Source organism: Bradyrhizobium sp. CSS354, assembly GCF_029051725.1.
Classification (GTDB): Bacteria; Pseudomonadota; Alphaproteobacteria; order Rhizobiales; family Xanthobacteraceae; genus Bradyrhizobium.
Genome location: NZ_JAACFU010000010.1, coordinates 107,205 through 118,573, shown reverse-complemented (window position 1 = coordinate 118,573; position 11,369 = coordinate 107,205). Strand labels below are relative to the sequence as shown.

General features: G+C 63.8%; 8 protein-coding genes. 2 read left to right on the top strand and 6 right to left on the bottom strand.

What is annotated here, in order from left to right:
• The first annotated feature begins 79 nt into the window (after positions 1 to 79).
• Both GWG67_RS24525 and GWG67_RS24520 read left to right on the top strand, forming a co-directional pair.
• Positions 80 to 772 carry a peroxiredoxin gene (locus GWG67_RS24525; RefSeq protein WP_275172014.1) on the top strand — a complete coding sequence of 231 codons (693 nt, stop codon included), beginning with the start codon at positions 80 to 82 and terminating at the stop codon, positions 770 to 772.
• A 110-nt stretch (positions 773 to 882) separates the two neighbouring features.
• The gene (locus GWG67_RS24520) at positions 883 to 2,241 is read left to right on the top strand and encodes a M23 family metallopeptidase (protein ID WP_275171919.1); all 1,359 of its coding nucleotides are present in this window, start codon (positions 883 to 885) and stop codon (positions 2,239 to 2,241) included.
• Here the strand turns inward: GWG67_RS24520 and GWG67_RS24515 are convergent.
• The 6 genes from GWG67_RS24515 to GWG67_RS24490 all read right to left on the bottom strand — a co-directional run bounded on the left by GWG67_RS24515 (position 2,238) and on the right by GWG67_RS24490 (position 10,842).
• Positions 2,238 to 3,494, bottom strand: a complete 1,257-nt coding sequence (locus tag GWG67_RS24515; protein WP_342761058.1) for an ABC transporter substrate-binding protein — start codon at positions 3,492 to 3,494, stop codon at positions 2,238 to 2,240. The genes GWG67_RS24520 and GWG67_RS24515 overlap by 4 nt on opposite strands.
• 109 nt (positions 3,495 to 3,603) lie before the next feature.
• Complete coding sequence (locus GWG67_RS24510; RefSeq protein WP_275171918.1) at positions 3,604 to 4,515, bottom strand: DMT family transporter; 912 nt, start codon at positions 4,513 to 4,515, stop codon at positions 3,604 to 3,606.
• A gap of 138 nt (positions 4,516 to 4,653) precedes the next feature.
• Entirely contained in the window at positions 4,654 to 5,535 is an 882-nt protein-coding gene (locus GWG67_RS24505) for an NAD(P)-dependent oxidoreductase (RefSeq protein WP_275171917.1), read from the bottom strand.
• Positions 5,535 to 6,666, bottom strand: a protein-coding gene (gene prfB, locus GWG67_RS24500) for a peptide chain release factor 2 (RefSeq protein WP_007609760.1) whose coding sequence is annotated in 2 segments (ribosomal slippage) — positions 5,535 to 6,596 and positions 6,598 to 6,666 — 1,131 coding nt in all. Because the reading frame shifts where the segments join, the coding sequence is not laid out codon by codon here. The genes GWG67_RS24505 and prfB overlap by 1 nt, the downstream gene beginning before the upstream one ends.
• Before the next feature lie 111 nt (positions 6,667 to 6,777).
• Positions 6,778 to 9,279 (bottom strand): penicillin-binding protein 1A, encoded by a 2,502-nt coding sequence (locus GWG67_RS24495; protein ID WP_275171916.1) that lies wholly within the window; start codon positions 9,277 to 9,279, stop codon positions 6,778 to 6,780.
• 273 nt (positions 9,280 to 9,552) lie between these two features.
• Entirely contained in the window at positions 9,553 to 10,842 is a 1,290-nt protein-coding gene (locus GWG67_RS24490; protein WP_275171915.1) for an N-acetylmuramoyl-L-alanine amidase, read from the bottom strand.
• Between the last annotated feature and the right edge of the window lie 527 nt (positions 10,843 to 11,369).

The following is an 11,369-nucleotide window of genomic DNA, read 5'->3' as shown; positions in this document are numbered from 1 at the left end:
AGGGCACGATTCCGGCATAGCGGAAAAGGGCTGCAATACCGCTTTGGTTGACCCGCCGAAAGCGACGAAAGGAAGGCGTATGTCCAAGAAATCCCAAAAGAAATCGTCCAAAGCGCCCTCCGGCAGTCCGACGGCTAAAAAGACGCCCGTGAAAGCGCGGGCTGCGACTCAAACCAAGTCCGCGAAAACACAGCGGACACCGGCGAGCAAATCAACTGGGACCATAGCAAAGACAGCATCGCATAAGGCCGCATCGAAACGGTTAAATTCTTCCAAATCGGCACCCGCACCCGAAAAGGCGACGAAGGCCGGCCTGGCCGAGGGTCAGGAGGCTCCCGCCTTCCGCCTGCCCCGCGACGGTGGCGGTGTCGTCGCGCTGTCGGATTATACCGGCCAGAAGCTGGTCCTGTTCTTCTATCCCCGCGCCGATACGCCGGGCTGCACCAGGGAAGCCATCGATTTCACCCGGCTGACAGGTGCCTTCGCCAAGGTTGGCACCGCCGTGCTCGGTATCTCCGCCGATCCGGTCAAGGCTCAGGATAAATTCCGCGACAAGCACGGTCTCGGCGTGCCCCTGATCTCGGACGAGACGCATGAGATGCTGGAGGCCTACGGCGCCTGGGGCGAAAAGTCCATGTATGGCAAGAACTTCCTGGGAGTTCTTCGTACCACGATGCTGCTTGGCGCCGACGGCAGGATCGCCCGGATCTGGCGCAATGTCCGCGTCGATGGCCACGCCGACGAGGTCTTGGAGGCGGCAAGAACCCTTTAACCAATCATTTAAATTCAAGCGGTTCCGTTTCCGGAAAATTAACCATGACTGGCCCAGATTGCCGCGGCAATTAGGCCGTACGGACTCATCCGACCGGCGCGGGAGTGCCGATGTCGAAAAGTTCTGCCCAGCTCTCGCAGTACCCCCAACATCACCCCCACGACCACGGACGAGCCTTTCATCGCCGTGCTGCCGCGGTGGCAACCGCGCTTCCCCTTCCGGACACCGACGACGCCTACACCATCGTGCATCACGGCAAGCAGGTTCGCCTGGGGCCCGTGGTGTTCTGGATCGTGGTCGGCACCGTGGTGTTGCTCGGGCTCTGGTCGGCCGCGACCGCGACCTATTTCGCCTTCCGCGACGACGTCCTCACCCGGCTGATCGCCCGGCAGGCCGAGATGCAATACGCCTATGAGGACCGCATCGCCGAGCTGCGCGCCAAGGTCGACCGCACCACCAGCCGGCAGCTGCTCGACCAGGAGCAGTTCGACCAGAAGCTCGACCAGATCATGAAGCGCCAGACGGCGCTGGAGTCCCGTGCCACGGCGCTCGGGTCCATGCCGGACGTGACCGGATCGATTCCCCGTTCCAACCCACAGCGTGGCGATGCCAGCCAGGCGACGCAGGGCACGCCAAAGCCCTCGCCGATCAGCGACACCGTGATCTTCGTGGCGCCGCCGGATCGCGAAGCGCGGCTCGAGTCGCGCGCGCCGACGCTCGCAGCTCCGCCCGTCAATCAATTCGCCAAGAATCAAGGGTTCGACAACGTCGTGGTTCGGCTCACGACCTCGCTGGACCAGGTCGAGCGTCGCCAGATGGCGGCGCTCAACGCCGTCGAGGAAGGCATGGATTCACGCATGCGCCGTATGCGCGGCGTCGTCAGCGATCTCGGCCTGAACCTCGCAAATCTCGAAGCCGCCGTGCCGCGCACGGCAATGGGTGGGCCTTTCGTACCCGTGAAGCTCACCGCCAGTTCGGGGCCGTTCGAGAAGCAGCTCCATCGCATCAACAGCACCCGCGCCGAGATGGACCGGCTCAATCGCACCCTCGCACTCGTGCCCTATCGCAAGCCCGTCATCGGCGAGGTCGAGTTCACCTCCGGCTTCGGCGTGCGCAGCGATCCATTCCTCGGCCGGCCCGCGATGCACACCGGGCTCGACTTCCGCGCCGCGAGCGGCGATCCCGTTCGTGTCACCGCCAACGGCAAGGTCGTCTCGGCCGGCTGGTCAGGCGGCTACGGCCGCATGATCGAGGTCGATCACGGCAATGGTCTTGCGACCCGTTATGGCCATCTCTCCGAGATCAACGTCAGGGTGGGCGAGATCGTGAAGATCGGCCAGGTGGTTGGTCTCGTCGGCTCGACCGGCCGATCCACCGGCCCGCATTTGCACTATGAAACCCGCATCGACGGCGAAGCGGTCGATCCGCAGAAATTCCTGCGCGCCGGCGTGCGCCTCAGCGCGGGCTAGGCCTGCGCTTCTCGCATTCTATTGGCCGCGCTCGTGGCCGACCTCACCGGTGAGACGTCGCCGAACAGCTCCCAGGCCTGCCCGTTGAAGCGCATCAGCTGCATCTGCTCGATCGGGAAATAATCGTCGGGCGACGTATTGACCATGATGCCCGGCAGCATCAGGTCGGTGTGGAAATCCTTTAGGTTCGTGGCCTGCTTCATCACGTTGTCACGTGTGAGGTTGTCGCCGCACTGCTTCAGCACCTGCGCCATCGCCTCTGCCTGAACGTAGCCGTAGATATTGTTGGAATTGGCCTTGTCGCCGTCAGGGTAATATTTGTCCATGAACTCGCGCCATTTGATCACCGCAGGATCCTTGTCCCAGTTCGGATCGGTCGGGTCCTTCAGATAGACGGTCGAGATGATGTCCTTGGAATAGTCGAGCCCGGCTGGCTTGAGCACCGAGGCGACCGAGGTCGCAGTGTTGGCCAGAAAGAATTTTGGCTTCCAGCCGAGCTCACCGACCTTCCGGATCGCCTGCGCCGATCCCTTGGGCGCGGCCCATGAGAAGAAGATGTCGGCGCCGGAATCGTGAAGCGCGACGATCTGCGAGTCGATCGAAGGATCGCTGACCTCATAGGATTTGTCGGCGATGATCATATTGGCCTTGTCGCCAAGCCCGTCCTTCAGGCCCTTGAACTGGTCCTTGCCGGCGTCGTCGTTCTGCCAGAACACCGCGATCTTGCTGTTCGGAAACTTGTCACGGATATATTTCGCGTAGATCCGCCCCTCGCTCTGGTAGTTCGGCTGAAATCCCATGGTCCATGGGAAATTCTTGGGATCGCCGAACTTGGTGCCGCCGGAGGCGACGAAGAGCTGCGGCACCTTCTTGGAATTCATGTATTTCATGATCGCGGAGTTCGAAGGCGTGCCGAGCGGCTGGAAGATCAGCAACACCTCGTCGCTCTCGACCAGCTTGCGCGCCTGCTCGATCGCCTTCGGCGGCGAATAGGCATCGTCATAGCTGATGAAATTGATCTTGCGCCCGTTGATGCCGCCTTGGTCGTTGATCATCTTGAAGAACGCGGCCTCGGTCTTGCCGATCACGCCATAGGACGATGCCGGCCCGCTATAGGGCATGATGTTGCCGAGCTTGATTTCGGTGTCGGTGGCGCCGGGATCGTATTTCTTTTGCGCCAGGGCCGGTGTCGTGACGAGCACGCCGGCAGCAAGAATGGCGAGGGCAGCAAGGCTTTCGCGACGACCCGGCATCGTTCTCTCCCCTATGTTTTATAGTCTTGTTTTGCCGAGAGTGTCGCAAGGCCGCCTGCGGCTGGCAAGCGCCACGATTTTCCGTGAGGTGAAACGGCGACTTAGGAACTCAAGCGACGCGCCGCAGCAGGTTTACGGGGCGCCCGTCGATCACCAGCAATGCGCTGCCGATGACAAGAGCGCCCGCGATCTCACGCATGGCGATCGGCTCGCCCAGCACCAGCCACCCCAGAAGAACGGCGGTGACGGGAATGAGCAGCGTCACCAACATCACATTGGTCGCGCCCGACCGCCGCAGAATCTGGAAGAAGACGATATAGGCGAGCGCCGTCGACAGGCCGGCAAGGCCAAGCACCGCTAGCCACGTCGTCGCGCCCGGCATCGGGAGACGCCACGGCTGCTCCATCGCGCCGACAACGATCGCCATCATCACCGTGGAAGCCATCAGTTGAAATGCTGCCGTCCCTAGCGGCGCGGCGTCCTTCAACAACCGCCGCGCGGCCAACGCCGCAAAGCCATAGCTGAAGGCGCCGCCGAGGCAGAGCAGGATGCCGAGCCCCTGCCCTGCTCGTGTCTCGACACCCCATCCACGCAGGATGATCACGCCGGCGAGACCCAGTGCCACGCCGCCGACGCGGCGCAGCTGCAAGGCCTCTTCGCCTGCCGCCGCCATCACGATCACCGTGAACAGCGGCGTGGTGGCATTCAGGATCGACGCCAACCCGCTTGGAATGAAAGTCTGACCGATCACGATCAGCGAGAACGAGATCACGTTGTTAAGGAGCCCAATCGCGACGAACGGCTTCCAGCCGGCTATGCCCCGGGGGAAACTGATGCCCCGCATGCGGAGCAGCGGCAGCAGAATGGCCGATCCGAGTGCAACGCGCAAAAGCACCAGCGTCAGCGGCGGCAATTCCCGCAGCGCCGCGCCGTTGAAAAAGAACGAGCCGCCCCAGAGCACCGAGAGCACAGCGAGCAGCGACCAGTCGCGCGCGTCAATCCGGTTGTCATTCGGGGGCATGGCGTCTCGTGTCGGTAGGCGAGACAGCCGCCCTAGGACAACGCGGCGAACAGCGCCACCCGATTTCCGATGACGCACCCGATTACAAGACCGATGCTCGAACGAGGCGAGCGAAACTGCCTATGTCGATGTGATCCGCTAAGACGGCTTCTTCGGCCGCGACACCAGCTCGATCATCTTGCCTTCGTCGTCGTCAGGCATCGCGGCCTTGGCCTGCGCGTAGGCCTCCACCGCGGCGCGCGCGACCAGCGGCTTGTCGGCCAGCAGGCTCTCGGCGAGCTTCACCGCGTAGGCGGCATCCTTATGCCGCAGCGCCGCCGTGAACGTCGCGCCGGAAAAATCGCGGGCGACCATGCGCTTGGAGTGACGCTGCACCTGCGGGCTTGCGGCGACGCCAGCCTGGATCGAGTCCAGCACGAGGTTCATGTCGAGCCCGGCCTGCTCGGCGATCGCAAGGCCCTCAGCGAGACCGGCGATCTGGATCGCGCCCATCAGATTGTTGATCAGCTTGTAGACCGTGCCAGCGCCGACCGCGCCGAAATGGCGGATGGTCGAGCCGATCGGTGTCAGATAGGGCCGCGCGCGTTCGAGATCGGCCGCATCGGCACCGACGAGCAGCGTCAGCTTTCCGCTCGCTGCCGCATCCGGCAATCCCGTCACGGGGCAATCGATATAGATCAGCCCGCGCGCGTTCATTTCGCGGCCCATCTCGCGCGCGTGGTCATAGGAGACGGTGGAGCATTCGATCGCGATGGTGCCGGCCTTGGCCGTCTTGGCCGCGCCCTCGGGCCCGAGCCAGACCGCACGCGAGGCCTCGTCATCGGCGACCATGGTCACGACGGCATCGGCGTCGATCGCCGCGTCCTCAGGCGAGGTCGCCCACAGCGCGCCGCGCGCGATCAGGTCTTCCGCCTTGGCCTTGCTGCGATTCCACAGCGTCACCGTAAAACCGGCATCGAGATAGCGGCCGGCCATGCCGTGGCCCATCCGTCCAAGCCCGATGAAGGCGATCCGGGGCATCAGTCGACGTCCTCGATGTCGGCGCCGGGAGTGCCGAAGGCGCGCTGCGCCAGGGTCGCGGCCATGAAGTCGTCGAGATCGCCGCCGAGCACGCCTGATGTGTCGGAGGTCTGCACACCCGTGCGCAGGTCCTTCACCATCTGGTAGGGCTGGAGCACGTAGGAGCGGATCTGGTGGCCCCAGCCGATGTCGGTCTTGGCGGCCTGGTCGGCGGCGGCTTTCTCTTCCCGCCGCTTCAGCTCGATCTGGTAAAGCCGCGCGCGCAGCATGTCCCAGGCCTGCGCCTTGTTCTTGTGCTGCGAGCGACCGGCCTGGCAGACCACGGCGACGCCGGTCGGGATATGCGTCAGTCGTACCGCGGACTCGGTCTTATTGACGTGCTGGCCGCCGGCACCGCCGGAGCGCATGGTGTCGACGCGAACGTCGGATTCCTTGATGTCGATCTTGATGGTGTCGTCGATCACCGGAAACACAGCGACGGACGAGAACGAGGTGTGCCGCCGCGCGTTGGAATCGAACGGCGAGATCCGCACCAGGCGGTGCACGCCCGCCTCGGTCTTGAGCCAGCCATAGGCATTGTGACCGGAGACCTGGATGGTCGCGGACTTGATGCCGGCCTCTTCGCCCTCGGACTCTTCCAGCATCTCGACCTTGAAGCCGTGGGTTTCGGCCCAGCGCGAGTACATGCGGAGCAGCATCTGCGCCCAGTCCTGGCTCTCGGTGCCACCGGCGCCGGCATGCACTTCGAGATAAGAATCGAAACTATCGGCCTCGCCCGAGAGCAGCGCCTCGAGCTCGCGCCGGGCAACTTCCTTCTTGAGGGTCTTCAGCGCGGCTTCGGCTTCCTTGACGACGCCCTCATCGCCCTCGGCTTCGCCGAGCTCGATCATGCCGATGTCGTCTTCGAGCTCCTGCTCGACCTTGCCGATGCCGGAGAGCGCATCCTCGAGCGAGGTGCGCTCCTGCATCAATTTCTGGGCTTTCTGAGGATCGTTCCAGAGGTTGGGATCTTCTGCGAGCTTGTTCAGCTCAGCGAGGCGCGCCGTCGATTTCTCGACGTCAAAGATGCCTCCTCAGCAGCCCGACAGACTGCTTGATCTCTTCTACCAACCGTTCGATTTCGGCGCGCATGGGATTCTCTGGTCTCGCGGGATTGTTCCGCGTCTAATGACAACGGGATGTAGCGGCGGCGGCTGCAAAGCGCAACCACCGCGGCGACGAACGTCTGTCTTGTCCTAAGCCTTAGTACAGCCCGCCCGTGCCCGGCCGCATGAAGAAACCGGAATCCGGCTGCTGCTGCTGCGACGCCGGCATGCGGCCGTCGGCATCGGCAACGCCGATGACCGAATAATTATCCGGCGGCGCCGTGCCCGGCTTGAAGGCTTCGAGGATGGTTCCGCCGGTCTCGCCCGGACCGGCGCGCATGCCGGACTTGGCGACGACCCGCACCAGCTTGATGCCTGCCGGCACCTTGAAGGGGACTGCCGGCTTGTCGGCGAGCGCGAGCTGGAGGAAGTCGCGCGCGATGGGAGCTGCGAGATGGCCGCCGGTCGCGGCGTTACCCTTGCCGAGCGGACGCGGCTTGTCGTAGCCCATATAGATGGCGACGGCGACGTCGGGCGAGAAGCCGACGAACCAGGCGTCCTTGGCCTCGTTGGTGGTGCCGGTCTTGCCGGCGATCGGCTTGCCGACCTGCTTGACAACGGTCGCGGTACCGGCCTGGACCACGCCTTCCATCAGCTCCGTGATCTGATAGGCGGTCATGGAATCCAGCACCTGCTCGCGGCGATCGATCAGCTGTGGCTCGTTCTGGTTCTTCCAGCCGCCCGGTGCGTCGCAGCCGCGGCATTCGCGCTGGTCGTGCTTGAAGATGGTGTGGCCGTAGCGATCCTGGATGCGGTCGATCAAGGTCGGCTTCACTCGGCGGCCGCCATTGGCGAGCATCGAATACGCCGTGACCATGCGCATCGCCGTGGTCTCGCCGGCGCCGAGCGCGTAGGACAGATAGTTCGGCAGTTCGTCATAGACACCGAAGCGGCGGGCATATTCGCCGATCAGGGGCATGCCGATGTCCTGGGCGAGGCGCACCGTCACCGTGTTGAGCGACTGCCGCAGCGCGTTGCGCAGCGTCACCGGCCCCTGGAACTTGCCCGAGGAGAAGTTTTCAGGCCGCCACACGCCCGCGCCCTGGCCCTGGTCGATTTCGATGGGCGCGTCGAGCACGACCGTCGAGGGCGTATAGCCGTTGTCGAGCGCGGCCGAATAGACGATCGGCTTGAACGACGAACCGGGCTGCCGATAGGCCTGCGTGGCGCGGTTGAACTGGCTCTGGTCGAACGAGAAGCCGCCGACCATCGCCAGCACGCGGCCGGTCCAGGGGTCCATCACCACCATCGCGCCGGACACTTCGGGAATTTGGCGCAGCCGGTACTGACCTTCGACAGGCTGGGCGTCCTTGTACAGCGGATCGGCGTAGATCACGTCGCCGGGCTGGAGCACCTGCGACACTGCGCTTGCCGCCCTGCCCTTCGCAGCCCCCGAGGCTGCTCTTGCCCATTTGATGCCGTCGAGCGTGATGAGGCCGGTCTCGCGCTGCTTGCTCACGGCGCCGCCGAGTTCACGGCTCGGCTGGAAGCCGATGCGCGCCGACTGGTCGCTGGTCTCCAGCACCACGGCCATGCGCCATGGCGAGATATCGGACAGAGACTTGATCTCGGCGAGCTTCACGCCCCAGTCGCCCGAAATGTCGAGCTTGCTGATGGCACCGCGATAGCCCTGTTGCTCGTCATAGTTCACGAGACCGGCGACCATGGTCTTGCGCGCCATGACCTGAATCTTGGGATCGAGCGTGGTGCGGACCGAAAGGCCGCCCTCGTACAGCTTCTTCTCGCCATAGCGCTCGAAGATGTCGCGGCGCACTTCCTCGGCGAAATATTCGCCGGCGAAGGTGTGGGCGCCGTTGGAACGGCTGGTAACGGCCAGCGGCTCCTTGCGCGCCTTGTCGGCGTCAGCCTGCTTGACCCAGCCGTTCTCAACCAGACGATCGATCACGTAGTTGCGGCGCTCGATGGCGCGGTCGCGGTTGCGGACGGGATGCAGCGTCGCGGGCATCTTCGGCAGCGCCGCGAGATAGGACGCTTCCGCCACCGTCAGCTCGTTCACCGACTTGTCGAAATAAACCAGCGACGCGGCCGCGATGCCGTAGGCGCCGAGGCCCAGATAGATTTCATTCAGATACAGCTCGAGGATCTTGTCCTTCGAGTAGGTCTTCTCGATCCGCATGGCCAGCAAGGCTTCCTTGATCTTGCGGGCGAAGGAGACCTCGTTGGTCAGAAGGAAGTTCTTGGCGACTTGCTGGGTGATCGTGGAAGCGCCCTGCGGACGGCGATTGGAGCCGTAGTTCTGGATGTAGACCACGCCGGCGCGCGCCATGCCGGTGTAGTCGATGCCGCCGTGCTCGTAGAAATTCTTGTCCTCGGCCGCGAGGAAAGCGTTGATCACGAGTTTCGGCACCGCCTGGATCGGCAGGTACAGCCGCCGCTCCTTGGCATATTCGCCGAGCAGCGAGCCGTCGGTCGCGTGCACGCGGGTCATCACCGGCGGCTCGTAATCCTGAAGCTGAGAGTAGTCAGGCAAGTCCTTGGAGAAATGCCAGATCAGGCCTGCGACGGCACCCACCCCGACAAGGAACAACACCGTTCCCGCGGCGAACAGGAAGCCCATGAACCGCACCAGCAAGCGCATTATCTATTTATCCGTTCAAACTCTGGATCAGCCCAAAGATCAGCCCAAGACCAGCTTAAGATCAGCCCTCGGCACCCGAAACAGGCGCCAAACCATCGCGAATTCACCGGCCTTACTCAATACTATCAGTGCCGGACCCAAGACGCTTGCCGAACGGGATTCTCGCCGATTCCGGAACCCCCTGCGGCGTTTTTATAAAGCGCCCGCTGTGGCCAAACTAGGGCTTTTGCGGCGTGACGGAAAATCACTCTCAATTCGTGGACTCCCCGGTCGTCAGTTCGATCCGGCCGTGGCCATCCGCTTGGCCAAAAACCCGTCGATCGCCTGTGCCATGGAGCCTACGGCACGCGACCGCCATCCTTCGGAGACCAGATGCTCGAGGTCGCCCTTGTTGGAGACATAACCGATCTCGACCAGAACCGACGGCACGTCGGGCGCCTTCAGCACTCGGAAGCCGGCCGACTTCAGGGGATGCTTGTGCATTCGCACCGTCGACTTCATTTCGCCCATCAACAGCCGGGCAAAACGACTTGAAAATGTGCGGGTTTCCCGCTGGGTGAGATCGATCAGGATGTCGGCGACATCGGTAGGCTCCTCCGCGAGGTTGAAGCCCGCGATCGCGTCCGCCCGGTTTTCCGCATCCGCCAGCCGCTGCGCCTCGGCGTCGGAGGCCTTGTCGGACAAGGTGTAGATGGTCGCGCCCTGCGCATCGCCCTCGGCACGCGGCAGCGCGTCGGCATGGATCGAGACGAACAACGCAGCCTTGAGGCTGCGGGCAACTTTGACCCGGTCGTTGAGCGGGATGAAGGTGTCGTCGTCCCGTGTCATCACCACGCGATATTTGCCGGTCTTTTCCAGCCGTTCGCGCAGCGCCAGGCCAAAGGCCAGCACCAGATTCTTCTCGCTCTCGCCGCTCGACTGCGTGCCGTTGTCGATGCCGCCATGGCCGGGATCGATGACGACCACCGCGCGGCCATCGGCCTTCTGCCCGGCTTCAGGGTGTGCAGATGCGGGAACCGTCGCGGGCGGCGGATCGGCAATTGCCGGCCGCAGTTCAGGACGGTTTTCCGGAGCCAGCGACGGCACGAAGGCGGTGCGCTCGACCTCCTCCAGTTCGAGCACCAGCCGCGCCGGCTGGCCGTTGGCAGCCTCCACCACGTAGGAATTGGTGATCTTGGCCGGGCCCGTCAGGTCGAACACGATTCGGGAGCCGCCGGGCATCACCAGCCCATAGCGGAAGGCCTTGACCAGTCCGCGTCCGCCGGACCCGGTGCCGGCGGGAAGCTGAAAATTGACCTGGGGAACGTCGACCACCACCCGATACGGGTCGGCCAAGGCGACGGCGCGGAAGCTAACGGTCTGGTCGACGTCGAGGACAAAGCGCGTTTGCCTGCCGTCACCGGCCAGCCGGGCGGCCGAGGCCGTCGGGAAATTCGCTGATGCAACAGGGAGTTGAGGCTGACTTTCCGCGGCCTTCAGGCGCGAGGAATCAGCACAGGGCAATGCCGCCGCGCAGAGCAGCACGCATCCCAGCAAGATCCTTTGATTTGCGCGGCTCGCCACCGATTCCGTGCCTCCGAGCAGCCTCTTTAACGCAATAGAACCACAGGGTTAAACGATCCTTAATGACAGACACGCGAAACTCGCTGACTGTGACCGCCGTGCGACGCTCCTTGCACGGATGGCCCAATCCACGTATGTACGGAATGCTGACGGCCGATATTTCCGGTTGTGTCGCATTCAGCCTCCCGGTGCAGCGCCGGAACTCTCAAGGTTTGGGAATTCCAGCGTTTTTCCGTTCCCCTCTAGGTCCAGCGCGGTGCGCGGCAGCGAGGTGGAGCGGGGCAAGCCCCGGCGGCGGACGGTCCCCGGTTACCACCACGTTTCCGGGACGGTTCTGACAGCGGCGCAACCCGTTACCCGGTCCCTTAATCTCAAGGGAGCGGTTCGTACTACCCAAGGCGAGCGCGCTCGCGCCATGCCTGGCCAACAGCAACTGATTGAGGGGCGGCCCCGCCGCCCAATGTTTCATACGGGCCGACGCTTGATGCGCCAGACTGTGCCGACCAATTCTGAAGGACCATTCGCGA

Bases quoted from the DNA above. Each gene is read 5' to 3' on its own strand.
- GWG67_RS24510 (WP_275171918.1), bottom strand. From the start codon at position 4,515: ATGCCCCCGAATGACAACCGGATTGACGCGCGCGACTGGTCGCTGCTC.
- GWG67_RS24525 (WP_275172014.1), top strand. From the start codon at position 80: ATGTCCAAGAAATCCCAAAAGAAATCGTCCAAAGCGCCCTCCGGCAGT.
- GWG67_RS24505 (WP_275171917.1), bottom strand. From the start codon at position 5,535: ATGCCCCGGATCGCCTTCATCGGGCTTGGACGGATGGGCCACGGCATG.
- GWG67_RS24515 (WP_342761058.1), bottom strand. From the start codon at position 3,494: ATGCCGGGTCGTCGCGAAAGCCTTGCTGCCCTCGCCATTCTTGCTGCC.
- GWG67_RS24520 (WP_275171919.1), top strand. From the start codon at position 883: ATGTCGAAAAGTTCTGCCCAGCTCTCGCAGTACCCCCAACATCACCCC.
- GWG67_RS24495 (WP_275171916.1), bottom strand. From the start codon at position 9,279: ATGCGCTTGCTGGTGCGGTTCATGGGCTTCCTGTTCGCCGCGGGAACG.